Origin of the sequence: Thiocystis violacea, assembly GCF_016583575.1 — a bacterium.
Lineage (GTDB): Bacteria > Pseudomonadota > Gammaproteobacteria > Chromatiales > Chromatiaceae > Thiocystis > Thiocystis violacea.
Genome location: NZ_NRRG01000030.1, coordinates 1 through 23,480 on the forward strand (window position 1 = coordinate 1; position 23,480 = coordinate 23,480).

General features: G+C 63.5%; 19 protein-coding genes. 17 read left to right on the forward strand and 2 right to left on the reverse strand.

Translation table 11 applies throughout. The annotated features are described in order from the left end of the window. Positions 1–123: 123 nt before the first annotated feature. The gene (locus CKO27_RS14430; protein WP_420825835.1) at positions 124–828 is read left to right on the forward strand and encodes an AbiTii domain-containing protein; all 705 of its coding nucleotides are present in this window, start codon (positions 124–126) and stop codon (positions 826–828) included. Between the two features lie 595 nt (positions 829–1,423). Next, positions 1,424–2,296: a CPBP family intramembrane glutamic endopeptidase gene (locus CKO27_RS14435; protein ID WP_200375607.1), complete on the forward strand. Its 873-nt coding sequence runs from the start codon at positions 1,424–1,426 to the stop codon at positions 2,294–2,296. Here the strand turns inward: CKO27_RS14435 and CKO27_RS14440 are convergent. Further along, positions 2,257–2,517, reverse strand: a complete 261-nt coding sequence (locus CKO27_RS14440; protein ID WP_200375653.1) for a LytTR family DNA-binding domain-containing protein — start codon at positions 2,515–2,517, stop codon at positions 2,257–2,259. The two genes, CKO27_RS14435 and CKO27_RS14440, sit on opposite strands and share 40 nt — an antisense overlap. Positions 2,518–2,664: 147 nt before the next feature. After that, positions 2,665–3,441, reverse strand: coding sequence for an enoyl-ACP reductase FabI (locus CKO27_RS14445; protein ID WP_200375608.1), 777 nt, complete (start codon positions 3,439–3,441; stop codon positions 2,665–2,667). A gap of 143 nt (positions 3,442–3,584) precedes the next feature. Here CKO27_RS14445 and CKO27_RS14450 point away from each other — a divergent pair, with 143 nt between their 5' ends. From CKO27_RS14450 to hflX, 15 genes are all read left to right on the forward strand, one after another. Continuing rightward, positions 3,585–5,750 carry an ABC transporter substrate-binding protein gene (locus CKO27_RS14450; RefSeq protein WP_200375609.1) on the forward strand — a complete coding sequence of 722 codons (2,166 nt, stop codon included), beginning with the start codon at positions 3,585–3,587 and terminating at the stop codon, positions 5,748–5,750. Continuing rightward, the gene (locus CKO27_RS14455; protein ID WP_200375610.1) at positions 5,747–6,724 is read left to right on the forward strand and encodes an ABC transporter permease; all 978 of its coding nucleotides are present in this window, start codon (positions 5,747–5,749) and stop codon (positions 6,722–6,724) included. Before CKO27_RS14450 ends, CKO27_RS14455 begins: the two co-directional genes overlap by 4 nt. A 13-nt stretch (positions 6,725–6,737) precedes the next feature. Beyond that, entirely contained in the window at positions 6,738–8,156 is a 1,419-nt protein-coding gene (locus CKO27_RS14460; protein ID WP_200375611.1) for an ABC transporter permease, read from the forward strand. A 90-nt stretch (positions 8,157–8,246) separates the two neighbouring features. Beyond that, positions 8,247–10,274, forward strand: a complete 2,028-nt coding sequence (locus CKO27_RS14465; RefSeq protein ID WP_200375612.1) for an ABC transporter ATP-binding protein — start codon at positions 8,247–8,249, stop codon at positions 10,272–10,274. A 118-nt stretch (positions 10,275–10,392) separates the two neighbouring features. Beyond that, complete coding sequence (locus CKO27_RS14470) at positions 10,393–10,602, forward strand: DUF2061 domain-containing protein (RefSeq protein ID WP_200375613.1); 210 nt, start codon at positions 10,393–10,395, stop codon at positions 10,600–10,602. 30 nt (positions 10,603–10,632) lie between these two features. Continuing rightward, a complete protein-coding gene (locus CKO27_RS14475) occupies positions 10,633–11,115 on the forward strand; it encodes a Dps family protein (protein ID WP_242470924.1) in 483 nt (160 codons plus the stop codon). Between the two features lie 176 nt (positions 11,116–11,291). Next, positions 11,292–12,599, forward strand: a complete 1,308-nt coding sequence (locus tag CKO27_RS14480) for an EAL domain-containing protein (protein WP_200375614.1) — start codon at positions 11,292–11,294, stop codon at positions 12,597–12,599. Positions 12,600–13,317: 718 nt separating this feature from the next. Beyond that, positions 13,318–13,530, forward strand: a complete 213-nt coding sequence (locus tag CKO27_RS14485) for a cold-shock protein (protein ID WP_476718505.1) — start codon at positions 13,318–13,320, stop codon at positions 13,528–13,530. 284 nt (positions 13,531–13,814) lie between these two features. Beyond that, positions 13,815–16,343 (forward strand): DNA translocase FtsK, encoded by a 2,529-nt coding sequence (locus tag CKO27_RS14490; protein WP_200375615.1) that lies wholly within the window; start codon positions 13,815–13,817, stop codon positions 16,341–16,343. A gap of 99 nt (positions 16,344–16,442) precedes the next feature. Continuing rightward, positions 16,443–17,126 carry an outer membrane lipoprotein periplasmic chaperone LolA gene (lolA, locus tag CKO27_RS14495; protein ID WP_200375616.1) on the forward strand — a complete coding sequence of 228 codons (684 nt, stop codon included), beginning with the start codon at positions 16,443–16,445 and terminating at the stop codon, positions 17,124–17,126. Between the two features lie 45 nt (positions 17,127–17,171). Next, positions 17,172–18,437, forward strand: a complete 1,266-nt coding sequence (locus CKO27_RS14500; RefSeq protein ID WP_200375656.1) for a replication-associated recombination protein A — start codon at positions 17,172–17,174, stop codon at positions 18,435–18,437. Positions 18,438–18,585: 148 nt separating this feature from the next. Next, on the forward strand, positions 18,586–20,433 hold the full coding sequence (mutL, locus tag CKO27_RS14505; RefSeq protein ID WP_200375617.1) for a DNA mismatch repair endonuclease MutL: 1,848 nt from the start codon (positions 18,586–18,588) through the stop codon (positions 20,431–20,433). 8 nt (positions 20,434–20,441) lie between these two features. After that, on the forward strand, positions 20,442–21,419 hold the full coding sequence (gene miaA, locus CKO27_RS14510) for a tRNA (adenosine(37)-N6)-dimethylallyltransferase MiaA (protein WP_200375618.1): 978 nt from the start codon (positions 20,442–20,444) through the stop codon (positions 21,417–21,419). Between the two features lie 413 nt (positions 21,420–21,832). Beyond that, on the forward strand, positions 21,833–22,084 hold the full coding sequence (gene hfq / locus CKO27_RS14515; RefSeq protein WP_200375619.1) for an RNA chaperone Hfq: 252 nt from the start codon (positions 21,833–21,835) through the stop codon (positions 22,082–22,084). A gap of 56 nt (positions 22,085–22,140) precedes the next feature. Then, the gene (gene hflX, locus CKO27_RS14520; protein ID WP_242470929.1) at positions 22,141–23,442 is read left to right on the forward strand and encodes a ribosome rescue GTPase HflX; all 1,302 of its coding nucleotides are present in this window, start codon (positions 22,141–22,143) and stop codon (positions 23,440–23,442) included. The last annotated feature ends 38 nt before the right edge of the window (positions 23,443–23,480 follow it).

Here is a 23,480-nt window from a genome sequence, read left to right on the forward strand (position 1 = left end):
GCACAGGAAGAGGTCCGTAACCATGGCCACCCGAAGAAACAGCGCTGAGGACACCGATTCCGCAAACCGCATCAGCGGTTGTAACTGTTTGTTTTTAAAAATCGAGAGACTTATCTTAGTGCCATTCGGGCCTGGCGCTACTCAGCGCAGCCGTTACCCCTGAGTCACTTACAAGAAACACTTCGCAAAAATCTCGAAACGGCGAATCTGCGGCAGAGCATAGCCGTCTTACAGAAATACGCAGTCGACGAATCAAATTTGGCTATCACAATTGCTCCGGAGATATTCCCGCACCTGTCGAAGGTATTTTCCGGCGGTTACAATGTGGAGCGCGCTTGGGGTCAACCATCCTCTGGCATAATGCTTCAAGTGGTCAATGAAGTGCGAACCAGGTTGCTCGATTTTGTTTTGGAACTATCTGAGGAATTACCAGACAGTCTTACCCTAAACGAGATCAAAGAAAAAGCAACAGATATGGACGTGTCGGCCATGTTCAAGAATTCCGTATTCGGTCACAACGCCACAATTATCGTCGGCGACAATAATGTACAAAGCGCCAAAAACAAGGTTATTGAAAGCGATTTTCAGTCACTTGCCAAATTTCTAAAAGATAGTGGTGTACCGGGAGAAGATATAGACGCCCTCGGCGCAGCAGTTGAAGCCGATAAGGACGCTCCTGAGCTTTCGGAAAAAAAATTCGGCCAGCATGTCAGCAAATGGTTTGCATCAATGATGGAAAAAGCAGCCAGTGCGACCTGGAACATGAACGTTGGAGTAGCCAGTAGCCTAATTGCTACTGCACTGAATTCCTTCTACGGTTGGTTCTAAAACATAACAATTCAAGGGAAAAGGGGGGCCGATTTATTTTCCCCGCTTGCTGTCAAGAGAATGCTCGGCAGAGCGACCGATAAAAACATATGCAATTTTTATGATTTTAACACTAAAGAATTTGCAAGCAAAAAAGTATGCGATACAAGCTTAGTGGCCTGATCTGCCTGACATCTGTTTAATACTACTTTGTTAGATTAATTCGGCTGGCACGACGGAGCAATCCAATTAGCTTGGCGGCGAAATAAAAAATCTTTTTTATCATATAATTGCAATTAATGACCCTGATAACTTTCCAAATTCTATTGGAAATACCTAGGATGTAGGTGATCGAAAGATGCGAATATATTCAAAGGCTTGCGGAAAGGTAGCAAAGTAGCATTAAAGAGAACAGTAAAGAGGCCGAGCTCGATTGTGAAACCGAAAACGGCCTAGTACAACGGCGCTCAAGTCTCTGTAGCGGCTTGCTGGTGGATTCGCTCCGCTTAATCCACCCTACGTTATTAGCCATACTTCGGCGCCACTGTATTAGCCATCATGGCGCTGGGGTAAGGAGCGAGCCCGAGCCTGACGCCGCCGTCGCTGGAAGTCTCTCATGCGTCCCACTTTGCAATTCTTCGCCTATCTGCTGGTCTGTCTCGTCTTGGCGGCCGTGCTGACCCCGCCCTTGATGGCCAGCGGCTGGATCGAGGTCGAGCCTCAGCGTCTCATGGGACGGCTCGCGCAACTTCTGATGCTGGTTGGAATCTGGCCCTTTCTGTCCTGGCAAGGGCTGACCAATCGCGCCGCGCTCGGTTATGGCCCGTCTTGGCCGGATTGGAGGCGGGCGGTGGTCGGGGGCTGGGTGCTCGGGGTGCTGATCCTGCTGGCGTTGGTCATGGCCTTGCTCGCGCTCGAGATCCGGTTGCCGGAGGCGCGCCCCGACCCATGGACCAGTCTCGTCGCCAAGAGCGTTCAGGCCCTGATCGGCGGTCTGCTGATCGGGGGGCTGGAGGAGACCTTCTTTCGTGGCGCGCTCTATTCGGGGATCCGTCGGCGCAACGGCCTGGCCTCGGCCGTGGTCTGGAGCGCCGCGCTCTATGCCGTGCTGCATTTCATGAAGCCCGGCGCGCTACCCGAGACGATGGTCCTGGATTGGTCGGGTTCGCTCTGGATGTTCGCCCATGTCTTCATCGACCTCTTTCAATGGAAACACCTGGATTCCATGGTGGCCCTGTTCGTGGTCGGCGTCTTTCTGGCGCTGGTGCGCGAGCGCACCGGGCACATCGGCTGGTGCGTCGGTCTGCACGCGGGCTGGGTGCTGGTGATTCAGGTCACGAGGAAGGTGACGGATGGGAACGATGAGGCCAGCCTGGCGTTTCTGGCGGGCGCCTATGACGGCACCATCGGCTGGCTGGCCGCGATTTGGATCGCGGCCCTGACCGGGGTCTATTGGATCTGGTCCGGCAGGCGGCGGGGCTCGGGCTGATCCCGGACGGGTCTCGCGACCCGATCGGTCTCGCGCAACCAGCGGCGGACCTCGCTCAGATGCCGACGGCTCACCAACAGCCTGTCGCCGCAATCGCGGACCTGAACCTGGGTCGAACCATCCGGCTGTCTTTCGAGCCCGCTCAATCGCGCGCGCGCGACCAGGGCATTGCGGTGGATGCGCAGGAAGAGATCCGGAAATTCCCGCTCGAACGAGCGCAGCGACTCATCCTAGGGCGGGACGGGGTATACATCCCGTCCTGAACGTTTTCCGAACGGATCGGCCACCGCCGAACCCCTTGGTTGCTCATCAAACGTTACGGACGGGGCGAATGCCCCGTCCGGCCTGAGGTGATCGACTGACGTCGCTCAGCCCAATCCCAGAATATTGAACCCGGTGTCCACGTAGAGGATATCCCCGGTGATGCCGCTGGCCAGATCCGAGCAGAGGAAGGCGGCGGCGTTGCCTACTTCCTCGGTGGTTACGGTGCGTCTCAGGGGGGTGTGTCTTTCGACTTGATTGAGCATGGCGCGGAAGTGCGCGATTCCGGCCGCGGCCAGGGTGTAGACCGGTCCCGCCGATATGGCGTTGACCCTGGTGCCGGTGGGGCCGAGGGAGGCCGCGAGATAGCGGACGTTGGCTTCCAGGCTCGCCTTGGCGAGCCCCATCACGTTGTAGTTGGGCACCGCCCGCACGGCTCCGAGGAAGGTCATGGTGAGCAGCGCGCCATGGCGTCCTTCCATCATGTGCCGGCTGGCCTTGGCTAGGGCGGAGAAGCTGTAGGAGGAGATCTCGTGGGCGGTGTTGAAGCCTTCACGGGTCAGCGCGTCCACATAGTCCCCTTCCAGTTCGTACTTGGGCGCGAAGGCGATGGAGTGGACGATGGCGTCCAGCCCGTCCCAGTGCTCCCCCAGGGTCGCGAAAAGCTGGGCGATCTGCCGGTCGCTGCTCACGTCGAGCGGGAGGGCGATGTCCGAGCCCAACTGGGCGGCGAAGTCCGTCACCCTGGGCTTGAGTTTGTCGTTCTGGTAGGTCAGGGCGATTTGAGCGCCCTGGCGGTGCATCGCCTCGGCGCAGCCCCAGGCGATGGAGCGGTTGCTTGCGACGCCGGTGACCAGTACCTTCTTGCCTTCTAGAAAACCCATGGTTGATCGTCTCTCGCGTTCGTTGATCGGCGCGGGGGACGCGCCTTCTGTGGTCGCGCGGGATAGAATTCGCCGCTGACACCCCTAATGTGGGCTGCAACAGTACCGAAACTTGTTATCAGGCGAAAGGGTGGACCAGGAGGATGCGGTTGAGTAACGAGATTCGGATCTGGGTGCTTGGTCTGTCGGCGCTCCTCTTGGCCGGCTGCGGCGAGTCGACCTGGAACGATCCCTATCCGGCGTCGGACGCGGGCTCGAATATCTATTACAGCTCTTTCGATGAGCGGCCCAAGCACCTGGATCCGGCGCGGTCCTACAGTTCCAACGAATACGCCTTTCTGGCTCAGATCTACGAGCCGCCGTTGCAATATCACTTTTTGCTCAAGCCCTATCGGTTGGTTCCGCTCTCCGCCGCCGAGGTTCCCACACCGCGCTATTTCGATGCCATGGGGAATCTCCTTCCGGACGACGCGCCCGCGAGCGAGATCGACCGCAGCGACTATCTGATTCGCATCCGGCCAGGGATCCGTTTTCAGCCGCATCCGGCCTTCGCCCAGACGTCCGATGGGCGCTATCGCTATCACGACTTGAGCGCGGCGGACCTCTCGGGGATCAATCGTCTGGCGGATTTTTCCGAGGTCGGCGCGCGTGAGCTGACGGCGGAGGATTTCGTCTATCAGATCAAGCGGCTTGCCGCTCCCTGGCTGCATTCGCCCATCGCGGGCGTCATGCGCCAGCATATTCGAGGCTTCGCGGAACTGGCGGATGGGTTGGCCCAGACGGCCCGGCAGGGCGAGCTGGAGCGGATCGAGACCCTGCGCCAGGCGTCTCTCGCCGGTGTGGAGGTGCTGGATCGCTACCAGTTCAAGATCAGCATCGAGGGAAAATATCCCCAGTTCCACTATTGGCTCGCGATGCCCTTTTTCGCGCCCATGGCCTGGGAGGCGGATGTCTTCCAGGCCCAGCCGGGCATGGCGGAGCGCAATATCCTCCTGGATTGGTATCCGGTCGGGACGGGGCCTTACATGCTGAGCGAGAACAACCCCAATCTCCGCATGGTGCTGGAGCGCAACCCCAACTTCCATGGCGAGTCCTATCCCAGCGAGGGGATGCCGGAGGATCGGACATCCGGCATCCTGGCCGATGCCGGCAAGCCGCTGCCCTTCATCGATCGCGCCGTCTACAGCCTGGAGAAGGAGGATATCCCGCGCTGGACCAAATTCCTCCAGGGCTTCTATGACAGCTCGGGCATTTCCTCCGACGCCTTCGATCAGGCGATCCAGATGGACGCCGAGGGCGAGCCGATCTTGACCGAGACGATGCGGGAGCGGGGCATCGCGCTCCTGACCTCGGTGGAGCCGTCCATCTTCTATCTGGGATTCAACATGCTCGACCCCGTGGTGGGCGGGGATTCCCAGCGCTCGCGCTTGTTGCGGCGGGCGATATCGATCGCCGTGGACTACGAGGAGTTCATTTCCATCTTCATGAACGGGCGCGGTCTGGTGGCTCAGAGTCCCATCCCGCCGGGTATCTTCGGCCATCGCGAAGGCGAGGCCGGGATCAACCCCTTCGTCTATGAATGGCGCGATGGCCGCCCCGAGCGCCGCGACCTGAAGGAGGCGCGCGTCCTGATGGAGCAGGCCGGTTATCCGGGCGGCGTCGATCGGGACACTGGTCGGTCGCTGGCCATCAACTATGAGGCGGTGGCCACCGGCCCGGACGACCGCGCCCGCCTGGCCTGGATCCGCAAGCAGTTCGCCAAGCTGGGGATCGACCTGGTGATCCGCTCGACCGACTACAACCGCTTCCAGGAAAAGATCCGTAACGGGACGGGGCAGGTGTTCATGTGGGGCTGGAACGCGGACTATCCGGATCCCGAGAATTTCCTCTTCCTGCTGTATGGCCCCAATGGAAAGGTCGAGCACCAGGGCGAGAACGCCTCCAACTACGCCAATGCGGAGTTCGATCGACTGTTCGAGGCGATGAAGTTCATGGACGATGGGCCGGAGCGCCAGGCCATGCTCGATCGCATGATCGAGATCGCCCGCACCGACGCGCCCTGGATCTGGGGCTTCCATCCCAAGGCGTTCAGCCTGCATCATCGCTGGCTGCATAACGCCCACCCCAATCAGATGGCGAACAACAGCCTCAAGTACCGACGTCTCGACCCGGAATCCCGCCAGGAGGCGCGGCGCGATTGGAACCAGCCGGTGCTCTGGCCGCTGTGGGCCATCGCCGCCCTGGTGGCGGCGCTGGTGCTGCCGGTGGTCTGGATGGTGCGTCGCCGCGAGCGGAGCACGGCGCTATGACGGCCTATATCCTGCGACGGATGCTTTATGCCATCCCGATCCTGATCGGGGTCAATCTCATCACCTTCGCGCTTTTCTTCGTGGTGAATTCGCCCGATGACATGGCGCGGATGCATCTGGGCGAGAAGCGCGTCACCGAGGAGGCGATTCTCGGCTGGAAGCGGGAGCATGGGTACGACAGACCCTTGCTCTACAACGAAGAGGCGCGGGGATTGGCGAGCCTGACCGACACCATTTTCTTCGAGAAGTCCGTCAAGCTGTTCGCCTTCCAGTTCGGCCCTTCCGACGATGGGCGCGATATCGGCTACGACATCTCGCAACGCATGTGGCCGAGTCTGGCCATCGCCATCCCCGTGCTGCTGGTCGGCCTGGCCTTCAACATCAGCTACGCGCTCTTCATCGTCTTCTTCCGCGCGACCTATGTCGATATCGGTAGCGTCGTGCTGCTGGTCGCCATGATGTCCATCTCCGGTCTCTTCTACATCATCGGCGGCCAGTTCATTTTGAGTAAGCTGTTTCACCTGGCCCCCATCTCGGGTTACGACCAGGGCTTGAACGCCTGGAAATTCCTGACGCTTCCGGTGATCGTCGGGGTGATCGGCGGCATCGGCTCCGGGACGCGCTGGTATCGCACGCTCTTCCTGGAGGAGATCGCCAAGGACTATGTGCGCACAGCGCGCGCCAAGGGACTCAGCGAGCGACTGGTGCTGTTTCGGCATGTGCTGGGCAACGCGCTCATCCCGATCCTGACAGGCGTGGTGGTGGTGCTGCCGCTGCTGTTCATGGGCAGCCTCATCACCGAGTCCTTCTTCGGGATTCCCGGTCTCGGCAGCTACACCATCGACGCCATCAGCAATCAGGACTTCGCCATCGTGCGCTCCATGGTCTTCCTGGGGGCGGTGCTCTACATCCTGGGACTGATCCTGACCGACATCTCCTACACCCTGGTCGATCCGCGGGTCCGGCTGCAATGAGGATGTCGCCATCATGCCGCTGATCCCCGTCGTTCTCTGGACCGATGCCCTGGTCTTCATCCTGATCGCGCTGGTGGCGGGATTCGCCGCCCATGCCGCGCGTCATGAACATCTTCGCGATCCCTGGCGGCGTGTCCTGCGCTCGCGCGTCGGCGTCGCGACCCTGGTGGTTCTCGTCGCCTTCGGCCTGGTCGGCCTGCTGGATACGCTGCATGTCCGACTCAAGCAGGATCCGCCGTCGGCGACTGGCGAGGTTCGTTATTCGCCCGAGGTGCTGAGCCTGCTCGACCTGGCGCTGAGCGGTTTGCGCGAGCGCCAGGAGAAGACCTACTCAGCGCCGTTCGCCACGCATCTCTTCGTCAAGGAGTCGATGAATCAGCCCGATGGCCGCGTCCTGCGCGACTATCCGCGATTGGAGCATGGCGGGGCGCATCTCGAGGATCCGGCGCGTCAGCGCGCCTGGGATATCGCCTGGCGTTCGCTGCTGGGACTCGTCAAGGGCCTGATCGCCTGGTCGTTGCTGACCGCCGGAATCCTCTGGCTGATGGCGCGTCGCCAGGGTCGGGCGCTGTCCGAGGTCCGGGACGCGATCCTGGCCGGTCGCACCCCAATACCCTGGCGCACGGCGCTCGGGACGCTCGGCGTCCTGCTTGCACTCGGATTCGTCGCGGGCGAGCTGGCGTTCAAATACCACATCCTGGGCACCGACAAGGTGGGCGAGGATGTCTTTTTCCAGACCCTCAAGAGCATCCGCACCGGCCTGCTGATCGGCACCCTGACGACGCTCGTGATGCTTCCCGCCGCCGTCCTGCTAGGCATCGCGGCGGGCTATTTCAGAGGCTGGGTGGATGACGTCATCCAGTACCTCTACACCACGCTCAATTCCATACCGGGAGTGCTGCTGATCGCCGCCGCCATCCTCATGCTCCAGGTCTACATGAGCAACCACGCCGACGCCTTCGCGAGCCTGGTGGAGCGCGCCGATCTGCGCCTGCTGTTCCTCTGTCTAATCCTGGGCGTGACCAGTTGGACCGGGCTCTGCCGACTGCTGCGCGGCGAGGCGTTGAAGCTGCGCGAGATCGACTATGTCCAGGCGGCCCAAGCGCTCGGTGTGGGTCACTTCACGGTGATCGCCCGCCACATCCTGCCGAACGTCATGCACATCGTCCTCATCACCCTGGCGTTGGATTTCAGCGGACTCGTCCTGGCCGAGGCGGTCTTGAGTTACGTCAACATCGGGGTGGACCCGACCATGAACAGTTGGGGCAACATGATCAACAGCGCCCGGCTGGAACTGGCGCGCGAGCCGGTCGTCTGGTGGTCGCTGGCCGCCGCCTTCCTCTTCATGTTCACCCTGGTGCTCGCCGCCAATCTCTTCGCGGACGTCGTCCGCGACGCCTTCGACCCGCGTCTGCGCGGCGGCGGTCGTTAGCATGGGTGGCTCGGCGCGCCCGGCCAGCCTCGCCGCCAGACTCGGCCTGCTTGCGCGGGCCTGGCCCATCCACAGCCGACGATCGAGAACATGACCGAACCCCTGCTTCAAGTCGAAGGACTCACCACGCTGATCGGTAACGGAGCCCAGCCGGTGCGCGTGGTCGATGATCTGGATCTGAGTCTTCATTCGGGCGAGACCTTCGCGCTGCTCGGGGAGTCGGGTTGCGGCAAATCCATGACCGCCCTGACCCTGATGCGGCTGCTGCCACCGTCCGGACGCATCACGGCCGGCTCGGTGCGTCTTGGCGACACGGAACTGCTGAGCCTGACCGAGGCCCGGATGCGTCGGGTGCGCGGCGGTCGCCTGGCCATGATCTTCCAGGAGCCGCAGACCTCGCTCAATCCGGTGCTGACGATCGGCGAACAGATCGCCGAGGCGGTGCGTATCCATCAGGGCCGCTCGCGCGATCAGGTCACCGCCCGGGTGGTGGAGCTGCTGCGCGCCGTCGGCATTCCCGATCCCGTGCAACGGGTCGGGGAGTATCCCCATCAACTCTCCGGCGGCATGAAGCAGCGCGTCATGATCGCCATGGCCCTGGCCGGCGATCCGCGACTGCTGATCGCCGACGAGCCCACCACGGCGCTGGACGTCACCATCCAGGCCCAGGTGCTGCGATTGTTGAAGGATTTGCAGCGCGAGACCGGCATGGCCGTCCTGCTGATCACCCATGATCTCGGGGTGGTGGCGGAGAGCGCCGACCGGCTGGCCGTCATGTACGCGGGCCAGATCGTCGAGACCGCGGCGGTCGCGGATTTCTTCGCCCGCCCGGCGCATCCCTACAGTCGCAAGCTCATGGAGAGTCTGCCGAGCGCCGAGAAACGCGCGGGCCGATTGGCGGTGATTCCGGGGCGGGTGCCGCCCTTGGATCGCGTGTTCCAGGGCTGTCGTTTCGCCGATCGCTGTCAATCCGTGATGGACGTCTGTCGCGACACCGAGCCCCTCTGGTGGCCGGTCGAGGGCGAGCGGGGCGTGCGCTGCCATCTCTGGGATCCGGCACTGGGCCTGGCCGGGGAGTCCACCAAGCCGCTGGGCGAGAAGCCGGCGTCCGCCGCGCCGTCGCCCCGGATCCGCGAGGACGCGGACAGCCTCCTGTTGCGCGCCCAGGATCTCAAGGTCCATTTTCCGATCCAGCGCGGCCTGCTGCGCCGCGTCGTCGGTCATGTGCGAGCCGTGGATGGCGTTTCCCTGGATCTGCGGGCCGGTCGGACCCTGGCGCTGGTCGGGGAATCCGGCTGCGGTAAGACCACCGCCGGCAAGGGTCTCCTCCAGTTGATCGCGCCGACGGATGGTTCGGTGCGCTATCTGGGCGAGGAACTGATGGGCCTGAGCCATCGGCGGATGCGCCCGTTCCGCAAGGATCTGCAGATCATCTTCCAGGATCCCTTCGCCTCCATGAATCCGCGCATGCTGGTGGGCGATGTCATCGGCGAGGGACTCCAGGCATTGCGGATCGAGCCCAGGCACGCGCCTCGGATGCGTCGGGTGGCCGATCTGCTGGAGCTGGTCGGCATGGATCCCGAGGCCGCCGACCGCTATCCGCACGAGTTCTCCGGCGGACAGCGTCAACGTCTGTGCATCGCCAGGGCGCTGGCGGTCGAGCCGCGGATCATCGTTTGCGACGAGCCCACGAGCGCCCTGGATGTCTCGGTCCAGGCCCAGATCCTGAACCTGTTGAAGGATCTCCAGGAGCGACTGGGTCTCGCCTATCTCTTCATCACCCACGACATCTCGGTCGTCGCCTATTTGGCGCACGAGGTGGCCGTGATGTATCTGGGGCGTGTGGTCGAGCGGGGTCGGGTCGACGAGGTGCTGGACGACCCGCGTCATCCCTACACCCGGGCGCTGCTCTCGGCCGTGCCGGTAGTGGATATCGACCAGCGGCGTCGGGTGATTCGGCTGGAGGGTGACATGCCCTCGCCGAGTCATCCGCCGGCGGGCTGTCACTTTCACCCGCGCTGTCCCGATGTCATCGAGGTCTGTCGACACGCCTACCCGCAAGAGACGCGACTCGGCGAGACGCGGCAGGTTCATTGCCACCGCGTCACCGGAGGCTAGAATCGGGCGAAGGTCGTCGTTTATCGTCAACGACGATCGTCGTTCCTGTATCAATCGATTTTTCTTCTTTCCGGGTCGCGGCTAGACTTCTCCTCGACAGCCAGCGGAGGAATCAGCCATGACCAAGACCTTGACCTTCGGTGTCGTCCATATGACCGTGGCCTTCACCGTCGCCTACCTCATGACCGGCAGCGTCGTCGTCGGCGGCGCCATCGCCCTGGTGGAGCCGGCGGTCAACACCGTCGCCTATTTTTTCCATGAAAAGACCTGGGACTGGGTGCGCGCTGGACGCCACCGGCCAGAATCCGCCCTGCCTGTCGTGGCCTAGCCAACCCATCGCACTGAAAGGAGAATGCCAATGAGCAACAGCATGCCGATCGATATCGGGATCTCGGACGCCAGCCGCGAGGCCATCGCCGGAGGGCTGTCCAAGCTCCTCGCCGACAGCTACACCCTCTATCTCAAGACCCACAACTATCACTGGAACGTGACGGGTCCGATGTTCAACACCCTGCATCTGATGTTCGAGGCGCAGTACAACGAGCTCGCCCTCGCGGTCGACCTGATCGCCGAGCGCATCCGCGCCCTGGGTCACCCCGCGCCGGGTTCCTACAAGGCTTACGCGGAGCTGACCGAGATCCCGGAAGAGGCGGACGCGCCGAATGCCGAGGAGATGATTCGCCGCCTCGTGGCCGGGCAGGAAACCGTGGTCAGGACCGCGCGCTCGGTGTTCCCGCTGGTCGACGAGGCTCACGACGAGCCGAGCGCGGATCTGCTGACGCAACGCATGCAGGTCCATGAGAAGAACGCCTGGATGCTGCGCAGCCTCCTGGGTTCCTGAGTCCGGCGTCGGTGCCCGCGAGGGCGCCGACGCGCATACGGAGCCAGCGGTTCGACCTAACCTTGCTGGATTCGATGCTTGCGCTTTTACGGCCCTCGACGTATGTTTCGACGCACTCCCGGCATCCATGGGATGCCTCAGGCTCCGACAGGATCGGGCTGGAAACAAGTCGAAGGATGACAAAAGTCAAGAAAATTCTCTGCATCCATCCCGAACCCGAAGAGCTTCGAATCAGCGCCTTGCTGAACCGACGGGGTCTCGCGGTGGATTTGGTGGACGCCTCGACTCCCGACGCGATCAAGGCGGGCATCGCCCAGCCGCAGTGGTGGGATCTCGTTCTTTGCGACGAGGGTGCCTATTTCAATCTCGACCTCTCCGCCGAATTCGATGCCGTGAAGGATCGACTCGATGCCTCGCTCGTGCTGCTTAAGTCGTCCACTAGCCAACTGACTCCGGCCGATGGTCTCGCCCGTGGCGCGGCGGATGTCGTCTGTCGCGATAGCCTTGATCACCTGCTGCTGGTCTGCGAGCGCGAGATCGGTAACGGCAACGATCGTAAGCAGTTGAGACAATTGCGGCACTCGGTCCTGGCGTTGGACTCCGACGTCAAGGGGCCCGTGGTGCTGGCGACGATCAACGACCTGAGCAAGAACGCCCTGGCCAGGTATGCGAGGGAGTCCGGCGCCGATCCGTCCGAGATGCTCGATCCGGCCCGCGTTCGCTCCTTGATCGACGCGGGAGGTCTGACGCTTGAGTACCAGCCGATCGTCTCCTTCAAGGCCGACGAAACCCATCGCAACATGTTCGAAACCCTGGTGAGACTCAAGGACGAGCGCGGCGGGATGCTGTTTCCCGATGCCTTTCTTCCGCTGGTGGCGGAGGCCGGCTGGATGGGCAAGATCGATCTCTGGATCTTTCGACAGGCGCTTGCCGTGCTCGAACAGATGCAGTCCGGTGGCGCCCCGGACGCTACCCTGTTCGTCAACATGGCGAATCAAACCCTGCTTTCCGAGTCAACGGTCAAGGCGATCGGGGCCTTCGTCACCGCCGCGCATCTGGCTCCGGGATCCATCGTGGTGGAGGTGCGCAAGTCGGCCTTCGATGAGGCGCCGGACGGAATCAAGCGCTTGGTGGCGATGCTCCAGCTCAAGCAGCATGGCTTGCTGGTCGAGGATCCCAAGCTCGACGATCGGGCCTTTCTGGAGGCGAACCGCGGAGTGATCACGCATGTGAAGCTCTCGCGCGACACGATGCAGGGGCTGGTCGAGGGTCGTGCCTCGCAGGCCGCCCTCAATGGATTCGTGCGCTGCGCGCACAACGAGGGACTGCGAGTCATCGCCCTGGCGGTCGACAGCACGGATCTCATGCCCATGCTCCACTCCGCCGGGGTGGATGCGATTCAGGGTAACTTCATGAGCATGCCCAATCAGGAATTGATGTATCCGAGTGTTACGCTGTTCGAGTCGGGAACCCTTCTTCCCTAGGCTCCCTCGTCAGGGGTCCAACTGGTGCTTGATGATCGACGTTTTCACGCGCTGATTCTGAGTTATAATCACTTGATAAGAGCAACAAGCGATCAATGCGCCGAACGCCAGGAAATGGATCCCCGAACCAGATGTTGGCGTTCGTTTCCGCTTAACTCCGCGTGATGGCCAAGCGCCACTTGTCACTATCCGATCTCGTTATCCCCGTTATTACCGCGCCGCCCTCATCGAATGCCATGAATGGCCCCATCGCGTCATATGTCCAGGAGGCTCCATCCACGATGGAGCGCCTTGCTTGCGTGGGTTCGGCCTGGTCCGCGACGGGGCGTCGGTGATGGCTTGGCCGACGGGTCGAGCTGGCGACGAATCGGAGCCGATTCTGGCTCAAGGCTTGGGGTTCGACGACGATTGGACTGGGGTCGCCGGGCAGGACGCGGCGTTCTCTTCCTCTGGCTGAAAGGGGCTGGAAGCCCCGGATGGGTGGCGCGCCGATCGGTGGCGGGGAAAACCCGTCGCCGTGGCCGACGCTGAACGATCGATCGGATGTCATCGCCCTGTCCGTGGCCCAGGTTAGGCTCCGGATAGAAGTGCCGCATGGGCAGGGTATGCCGATCGGAAATTCCGCTCCAGCGCGAGTGGTCATGGCACCGGCCTCGAGTCGAGGTCGGGTCATCTCAATACCAACCCAGGTTGGTGCGTCTTTAGTGATGAGGTTGTTATGGCAGGCGAATTGGTTTCTGGAACGGTCAAGTGGTTCAATGACGAAAAGGGGTATGGATTCATTGAACGCGAGGGGGGCAAGGACGTCTTCGTCCATTACAGCGCGATCAATGGCGGCGGTCGCAAGACCCTGGCCGAGGGACAGCGGGTGACCATGGAAGTCACGCAAGGCCCCAAGGGTCCCCAGGCGGAGAACGTGACGCCTAACTGAGGGCCGTCTCGACCTGTTTCTCCGCGCGGAAACACCGAGACACCATTCCGCCGACTCTCCCCCGGCCGGGGGAGAAGGTCGGGGGATTCGTTCCTAAGTCACCGATCAAGCCGGATTCCGTCCTCGCAGCTATCCGATAAGCCTGGGCGATCGTGGCTCGCCTTCCTGACCTTGGCGGATGTTCGTTTGCCTTTCGCTCCTGGTCGTCACTCCCCATCCGCAGGGGAAATCGCGCGAAAAATATCCCGTAAGGCTATAATGCGCTGGAACATTTGGAGAAGCGCATGGCACAAGCAACACGCTACGGGCAGTTGACATTCAGCGATTATGTCGAGCGCGCATTGCGCGAGGGCGCCATGTGGACCCTCATGTGCGTGGCCCTTTATCTTGCGCTCTCGCTGGTGAGCTATTCGCCGCAGGATCCGGGCTGGTCCTATGTCGGTGACAATACGCAAGCGACCAACGCGGGCGGTCGGACCGGTGCCTGGTTCGCGGACGCGGCCCTCTATCTCTTCGGTTATTTCGCCTATCTGCTGCCCTTCATGGTCGCTTGGAGCGCCTGGCTGGTTTTTCGCGGCCGTGGCGAGGATGCCGCGCGGAGAACCTGGATGTTGTCGCTGAGGTGGGTCGGATTCCTCGTGACCATGGCGGCGGGTTGTGGTTTCGCCTCGGTTCATCTCCAGACCCAGGGGGGCTATCTACCCAATGGTGCCGGCGGAGGAATCGGGCTCCTAGTCAGTGGGCGCATGCTCGACGCCTTCAATCCGACCGGGACCAATCTGCTGCTCAGTGGCGCGCTCGTCGTCAGTCTGACGCTTTTTTTCGGCATCTCCTGGCTCAAGCTGATGGATACGATCGGCGCCGCAGCGCTGCAGGGCGCGAGCGCGGTTTGGCATGGATTGGCCGGGCTGTTGACGGGTTTCTCGGTGGCGCGGCGCCAGGCCCAATCCGGCCATGAGATCTATCCAGGCGGTCTTCCCAAGGAGCTCAAACTGATGGATCCGTCCGCCGCCTCGTCCCTGGGTGAGCGTCCACCAGCGGGGGCGCCGCGAGCGCGCCGCCCGCCGAAAAAGCTGCCCCCGGAGGTTCAGGCCGCCATGAGCGAACAGGTGGCCTTCATGCCCGAACAGGAGCCTTGCCTCGCGAAGCCAACGGCTCCCGAGGTGCCTGTACAGAGGAGTATCCCCAGGGCGGTCGTGAAGGCGCCACCCGCCGAACGCCCGGAGCCAAAACCGAAGCCGGAAGAAAAGCGTGGCTTTTTCCAGAAATCCGCGCGCGACGGGGTCGCCTCGTCGCCGTCCTCGGGCGCCAAGCCGCGGCCTCCACTGGGTCTGCTGGATGCGCCACGCAAGAGCGGTCGGGGTTATTCGGAGGATCAGATCGAGGAACTCTCGCGCCAGGTGGAGAGCAATCTGGCCGACTTCGGGGTCGATGTGCGGGTGGTGGCGGTCTATCCAGGCCCTGTGGTCACGCTCTTCGAACTGCAACTCGCGCCTGGCATCAAGGCCAGCAAGATCACGGGTCTGGCCAGGGATCTGGCCCGCGCACTGACGACCATCAGCGTGCGTGTGGTCGAGATCATCCCGGGCAAATCGGTGATCGGGATCGAGATCCCCAACCAGCATCGCGAAACCGTGTTTCTGCGCGAGATCTTCGATTCGCCCCCCTATCAGGACGCCAGCTCGCCGCTGACCATCGGGCTTGGCACCAACATCTCCGGCCTGCCGGTGGTCGCCGATCTGGCGCGCATGCCGCATGCCCTGATCGCCGGCACGACCGGCTCGGGCAAATCGGTCGCCATCAACGCCATGATCCTGAGCCTGCTCTACAAGGCGGGTCCGGAGGACGTGCGGCTCATCATGGTCGATCCAAAGATGCTGGAACTCTCTGTCTACGAGGGTATTCCGCACCTCTTGACCCCGGTGGTCACGGACATGAAGGAGGCGTCCAACGCCCTGCGCTGGTGCGTGGGCGAGATGGAACGGCGCTATCGCCTGATGGCTAAGCTGGGCGTACGCAACATCGGCGGCTACAACCGCCGGATCGCCGAGGCCGAGGAGGCGGGGACGCCGATTCCGGATCCGACGATCCGGCCGGAGGATCTGGTGGCCATGGGCGGCGCGGCCCCCGATCTCCAGCATCTGCCCTACATCGTGGTCATCATCGACGAGCTGGCCGACATGATGATGGTGGTGGGCAAGAAGGTGGAGGAGTTGATCGCGCGCCTGGCGCAGAAGGCCCGCGCCTCCGGCATCCATCTGCTGCTGGCCACTCAGCGACCCTCGGTGGACGTGCTCACGGGTCTGATCAAGGCGAATATCCCAACCCGCATCGCCTTCCAGGTGTCCTCGCGCATCGACTCGCGGACCATCCTGGATCAGATGGGGGCGGAGCAACTGCTGGGGCATGGCGACATGCTTTATCTGCCGCCCGGCGGCAATATCCCGCATCGCATCCACGGGGCCTTCGTCGATGATCATGAGGTCCACCATGTGGTGGAGTTCCTCAAGGAGCAGTACGGCGAGGCGGACTATATCCACGACGTGCTGCGCGAGCCGACCGAGTCGCTGCCGGGAATCGATCCGGAGCCACGCGGAGGCGACACGGAGGACACGGATCCCTTGTTCGACGAGGCGGTCCAGATCGTGGTTGAAAGCCGTCGCGCCTCCATCTCCGGCGTGCAGCGCCGGCTCAAGATCGGCTACAACCGCGCCGCGCGCATGATCGAGGAGATGGAGCGCATCGGCATCGTGGGTCCGGCCGAAACCAACGGCAATCGCGAGGTGCTGGCACCGCCGCCCCTGGAGGATTGAGCGGCGGCGAGGCCGTTTGGCCGCCGAGCCCAGACGCTCGGGGCACTTTCCCTGGATCCGGGTGTCTCTCCGGTCCATCGATCTCAGGAACCGCACATCATGTTTGTTCGCTCTATCCTCGACTTCATCACCAAGGCATCGGCCGGTCGGCCACGCCTGTTCCCAGGTCGTTCGGCCCTGATCGCCGTCCTCGTCCTGGCCACCGCCGGTGGCGCGATCGCCGCCGAGGGCGCGCAACGCGTCGACGATTATCTGAAGGATCTCGACAGCCTCCAGGCGGATTTCGAGCAGTACACCTTCAATGCCGATCGTACCCAGATGCGTGAGGCGCGCGGCACGCTCTATCTGCAACGCCCCGGTCGTTTCCGCTGGGAGTACGCTGGCCCGAACAGGCAGATCATCATCGCCGACGGCAAGCGGGTCTATCTGCATGACCTGGAACTGAAGCAGGTCTCGCACCAGAGTCAGGGCCAGGCGTTGCGCGGAACGCCGGCGCTCCTGCTGGCCAACGCCGAGCCGATCGAAAAGCATTTCTCGGCGCGTTCGATCGAGAGCACGGACGGTCGCGACTGGGTGGAGCTGATTCCGAAGGATCCGGACACGGATGTGGTGCGCATCGAGATCGGTTTCGGCAAGGACACGCTCGACAGCCTCATCATGGAGGACGGCTTCGGTCAGGAGACCCGGCTGAATTTCACCGGCGCGCGGCGCAACGTCGCGCTCAAGCCCGAGCTGTTCAAGATCGACCAGCGCACGGTCGACGACTTTCTTCCCTTCGACTGAGTCGCCGTGACCGCCATCCTGGAGGAGGCGCCGCTCGCCGACCGGATGCGTCCGACGACCCTGGATGCCTTCGTGGGTCAGTCTCATCTGCTCGCCCCCGGCAAGCCGCTGCGTCGGGCGATCGAGACCGGGCGACTCCACTCCATGATCTTCTGGGGGCCGCCTGGAACCGGTAAGACGACCCTGGCGCGGCTGGTGTCCAGTCAATCGGGCGCCCATTTTCTGACCCTCTCGGCGGTGCTGGCCGGCGTCAAGGAGATCCGCGAGGCGGTCGCCGAGGCCAAGGTCATCCGCCAGACCGAGCAGCGCGGAACCGTCCTCTTCATCGACGAGGTCCATCGTTTCAACAAGGGCCAGCAGGATGCCTTCCTGCCGCATGTCGAGAACGGCACCCTGACCTTCATCGGGGCCACGACCGAGAATCCTTCCTTCTCGCTCAACAACGCCTTGCTGTCGCGCGCCAGGGTCTATGTGCTCAAATCCCTGGACGAGGACGACCTCGCGCGGGTGTTGCGGGCGGCCCTGGACGATCCGGCCCGAGGGCTCGGAGGCGGCCATCTGGCCCTGTCCGAGGAGGCCGCGCGCCTGCTGGCGCGAACCGCCGACGGCGATGCCCGCCGCGCCCTGAATCTGCTGGAACTCGCCGCCCAGCTCGCGGCGGGCGGCGAGATCGCGACGGCGGTGGTGGCCGAGGTCGTGACTGGTCCGACGCGGCGCTTCGACAAGGGCGGGGACATCTTTTACGACCAGATCTCGGCCCTGCATAAATCCGTGCGTGGTTCCAATCCCGATGCCGCGCTCTATTGGCTGGCCCGCCTGATCGACGCCGGCTGCGACCCGCTCTATATCGCCCGCCGTCTGGTGCGCATGGCGAGCGAGGATATCGGCAACGCGGATCCCAGGGCACTGGATCTGGCGCTCAACGCCTGGCAGGCCCAGGAGCGTCTGGGTTCGCCCGAGGGCGAGCTCGCCCTGGCCCAGACCGCCGTTTATCTGGCCTGCGCCGCCAAGAGCAACGCCGTTTATACCGCCTGGAAGGCCGCGCTCGCGGAGGTCCGTTCGTCCGGTTCGCTCGATGTCCCGGTCCACCTGCGCAATGCGCCCACCAAGCTGCTCAAGGAGCTGGGTCATGGCCGCGCCTATCGCTATGCGCACGACGAGCCCCAGGCCTACGCGGCCGGCGAGGTCTATTTCCCCGAGGATCTGGGTGAACGGCGTTATTACGAGCCGGTCGATCGCGGACTGGAGATCCGCATTCGCGAGAAGCTGGAGCATTTGAGAAACCTGGACCGGGCGGCGGGAAAACGCTGAAGGTCGTTCGCGTGGCCAAGGGACGCGACGGCGATCCGCCATCGCGGTCGACTCGATCGATCACGCCGCCGGGTCTTCGCCCGTCGGACGAGTCGCGCTCCGCCTGGTCGGCTTGCCCCTGGCCGGCGCTTCTGTTCCCATCGCCGCCATGCCGAATCCCATCCGTATCCTCTCCAGTCATCTCGTCAACCAGATCGCCGCCGGCGAGGTGGTGGAGCGCCCGGCCTCCGTGATCAAGGAGCTGATCGAGAACAGCCTGGACGCCGGCTGCTCGCGCATCGAGATCGAGGTCGAGCAGGGCGGGGTCAAGCGCCTGCGGGTGCGCGACGACGGTCGCGGCATTCCGCGCGACCAGCTCGCCTTGGCGCTCTCGCGGCACGCGACCAGCAAGCTGGTCGAGCTGGCGGATCTGGAGGCCGTCGCGACCCTGGGGTTTCGTGGCGAGGCGCTGCCGAGCATCGCCTCGGTGAGCCGCCTGACCCTGACCTCGCGGGCGCGTCCGGAGTCGTCCGAGGTCGAGGACCGGGAAGGGGCCTGGGAGGTGTCGGTCTCCATCGATGGGGTCCTGGAAGGACCGCGTCCGGCCGCGCATCCGGCCGGGACGACCCTGGACGTGCGCGATCTCTTCTTCAATACGCCGGCGCGTCGAAAATTTCTGCGCAGCGAGAAGACCGAGCTGGATCATGTCGAGCAGGTGGTGCGCCGCATCGCCCTGGCGCGTCCCGATATCGGCTTCGATCTCAGCCACAATGGGCGTCTTCTCTATCGGTTGGCCGGGTCCGGCGGTCGCCCGGAGATCGTCCAGGCCCGGCTGGACCGGCTGCTCGGCAAGGGCTTCTCCGGGCAGTCGCTGGAGGTCGAGGCCGCAGCGGTGGAGTTGCGTCTCCACGGCTGGGTGATGCGCCCGGCCTTTTCGCGCAGCCAGCCGGATCAGCAGTTCTTTTATGTGAATGGCCGCATGATTCGCGACAAGCTGATCACGCACGCCGTCCGTCAGGCGTTCAGCGACGTGCTGCATCATGGCCGCCATCCAGCCTATGTGCTCTTTCTGGAGCTTCCGCCCCGACTGGTCGACGTGAACGTCCATCCGGCCAAGCATGAGGTCCGGTTCCGCGAGTCGCGGCAGGTTCACGACTTCATCCTTCGCTCCCTGCAACGTCGACTGGCCGAGGGGACGCTCGGTGTCGTGCCGGTGGCGGCCGATCCCGATCCCGCCTTGTCCGGGAGTGCCTCCCGACCCTCGGACACCTCCGCCCAGGAAGTCCCCGGCGCGGCGATTCGGCCCTTCCGGCCAACAGCCTTCGGCGTGAACGAGGGGCGTCGGGTTTATCAGGCCGGGCTGGCGCTTCAGCAACCAGCGGCGGTTCCGTCGGCACCGGCCGCTCGGTCTCCGGACGAGAACCCAGGCGAGATCCCGCCGCTCGGTTTCGCCCTGGCCCAGCTCAACGGCATCTATCTGCTCGCCCAGGCGCCGGATGGACTCATCCTGGTGGATATTCATGCCGCGCATGAGCGCATCGGTTACGAGCGGCTCAAATCGGCCTGGCGCGAGGGGCGGGTGGTGCGTCAACCCCTGCTGGTCCCCCTGAGTCTCCAGGTGAGCCCGCGCGAGGCGGAGTTACTGGATGGACGGGAGGAGACCCTGGCCCGGCTCGGCCTGGTGTTGGATCGTATCGATACGGGCTGTCTGGTCGTGCGCGAGGTGCCGGCGCTTCTCAGGCAGGCCGACATGGAGTCGCTGGTTCGCGATCTGCTGGCCGATCTCGTGGAACAGGGCGGCAGTTCCAGGGTCGAGGAGGCGGTCGACGCCGTCCTGGCGACCATGGCCTGCCATGGCGCGGTGCGTGCCAATCGACGCCTGACCCTGGATGAGATGAACGCCCTGCTGCGCGAGATGGAGTCGGTCGAGCGCATCGATCAGTGCAATCATGGCCGACCGACCTGGATCAAGCTCTCTCACGCCGAACTCGATCGGCTGTTCTCGCGCGGACGTTGAGCCGGCCCATGGCGACGCTGGATCCGCAGACCGATCGACGACCCTGGGCTATCCTGCTCATGGGGCCGACCGCCTCCGGCAAGACGGCTCTGGCGGTCCAACTCGTGGAGCGGCTGCCCTGCGAGATCATCAGCGTTGATTCGGCCATGATCTATCGGGGTATGGACATCGGCACCGCCAAGCCGGAGCCGGAGATCCTGGCGCGGGCGCCACATCGACTGGTCGATATCCTGGACCCGACGGAGTCCTATTCGACGGCACGCTTTCGCGAGGAGGCCCTCGCGGCCATGACGGAGATTCGTCGGCGCGGCCGCATCCCCTTGCTGGTCGGCGGGACCATGCTCTATTTCCGCGCCCTGCAACAGGGTTTGGCCAAGCTGCCGAGCGCCGACCCCGATGTTCGCGTCGCCTTGCTGGAGGAGGCCGAACGCATCGGCTGGGTGGCCATGCATGCTCGGCTCGTTGCTGTCGACCCGCAGGGTGGGGCGCGGATCCATCCTAATGATCCGCAGCGCATTCAGCGGGCGCTGGAGGTTCACGCGCTGACCGGGCGGGCGATGAGCGATTTGATCGAGGCCGCCGAGAGCGAGCGCTTCCCCTTTCGGCTGTTGAAGCTGGCGCGGGCGCCGAGCGAGCGCTCCAGCCTTCATGAGCGCATCGAGCGACGATTTGGCTCCATGCTGGAACTGGGCCTGGTGGACGAGGTCTCAGCTCTCTGGAGTCGGGGCGATCTCCATCCGGACCTGCCCTCGATGCGATGCGTGGGATATCGCCAGGTCTTGAAATATCTCCTGGGCGAATGCAATTGGGATGACATGCGCTATCGCGGCCTCGTGGCGACGCGACAACTGGCGAAACGCCAGATGACCTGGTTGAGGTCGGAGCCCGAATGCCACTGGCTGGCGGACGAGCCGGGGCCTCTGTCCGAGGTGCTCGCGCTTCTTGAGGTCGTCATGGAGGGTGGCTTGGGGCGTTTGGACGGCTAGACGCGGATCGCGTGAAATCGCTGTGGTGAAACGCGAGGGATTGAACGACACTATAAGGACGCGCGCGGCGATGACTATTGGATGCATGACTTTGGAAGCGGAAAATCCCGGTTTTCCGCTTTTGCTGTTTTCAACTCAGGGCGCACGGCCAAGTCCGAGCCGCCGTTCTCCCTGGGGGCGAGCATCCAGCGCTGCGGCCAATCGCTCGACCAGCCGGGCCAGGGCGGAGGCATGAGGTCCGGTGCCCTATGCGCATCAGCCGCGCCAGTCGATTTTCGTCGCGCGGTATTTCTTTCGGTGGGTCAGTCCGTCCCGGCTGCGGCCCATCCGATTTCGGCGTGGTTTTCTGGAAAATCACGGTAGTTTCGAGTCGGGCAAATTACGCTTTATCAAAACAATAAGGAGCCAATCCCATGTCAAAGGGGCAGAGCCTGCAAGACCCTTTCCTCAATGCCCTGCGGAAGGAACGCGTCCCGGTGTCCATCTTTCTGGTCAACGGAATCAAGTTGCAGGGCCAGATCGAGTCATTCGATCAGTTCGTGGTCCTTCTGAAGAACAATGTCAGCCAGATGATCTACAAGCACGCGATCTCGACCGTCGTGCCGGCACGTAACGTCAAATTGCCCGCGAGCGACGCCATGCCGCCCGAGCCGGGGAATATTTGAACGACGAACGAAATCAGGCGCCGCCCGAATCGTCGGCGACCGCGGTCGGTCCCTCGCTGGTCTTCGAGCGCCCTAAGGCGGGCGAACGGGCTCTGTTGGTCGACCTGGATATCGGGCGTTATGCCACCGAGGCCGACGAGCGCGAGGAGTTCGCCTTGCTGGCGGCGGCGGCGGGCGCCGAGGTCGTGGGCGCGATCGGTGGCTCGCGCGCCACGCCGGACCGGCGACTCTTCATTGGAACCGGCAAGGCCGAGGATCTCAAGGCGCTGGTGGAGACGACCGGGGCCGATCTGGTCATCTTCAATCATCCGCTGAGCCCGGCCCAGGAGCGCAACCTGGAGCGCCTGCTGCAATGCCGCGTGGTCGATCGCTCGGGTCTGATCCTGGACATCTTCGCGCAGCGGGCGCGCTCGTTCGAGGGCAAGCTGCAAGTCGAGCTCGCGCAACTCAAGCACCTGTCGACCCGTCTGGTGCGGGGCTGGACCCATCTGGAGCGCCAGAAGGGCGGCATCGGCCTGCGCGGTCCGGGCGAGACCCAACTGGAAACCGATCGCCGCCTGCTGGCCAAGCGGGTCGCCATGCTCGAGCGACGGCTCCAGCGGATCGAGGGTCAGCGCGCCCAGGGGCGCAAGGCGCGGGCCAGGGCGGAGTTGTCGGTCGTCTCGCTGGTCGGTTACACCAATGCTGGTAAGTCGACGCTCTTCAATGCCTTGACCGAGGCCGGCGTCCTGGAGGCGGATCAGTTGTTCGCCACCCTGGACCCGACCTTGCGGCGTCTGGGTCTGCCGAGTGGCGATCGGGTATTGCTGGCCGACACGGTTGGTTTCATCAGTCATTTGCCCCATGAGTTGGTGGCGGCCTTCCGCTCGACCCTTGAGGAGACCCGGAGCGCGGCCCTGTTGATCCATGTGGTGGACGCGGCGGCTCTCAATCATTCCCGATTGATCGCGGATGTGGAGGCGGTGCTGACGGAGATCGGCAGCGCCGATCTGCCTCGTCTGGAGGTCTTCAACAAGATCGACCGCCTGGAGTCCGAGACGCCGCGTCTGGAGCGTGACGGGGATGGTCGACCGATCCGGGTCTGGCTGTCGGCGCAAAGCGGCCTCGGGATCGATCTGCTGCTCCAGGCCCTGAGCGAACTGACGGGTGGGGAGCGCCTGAGCCGCTCGGTTCGGCTGGGTCCGGGCGATGGACGCTTGCGCGCCTGGCTTTTCGAGCACACCCGGATTCTAGCGGAGGAGGCGATCGAAACCGGAGGCTGGGAGGTTCGGTTCAGTATCTCGCGTAGCGATCTCGAGCGACGCCTGATTCGCGATCCCGATCTCGGACGCCGTTTGGTGACCGAAAGCCGGCCCTGAGCCAAGTGCCTGGATGGCTTGATTTCGTCTCCTGGTTT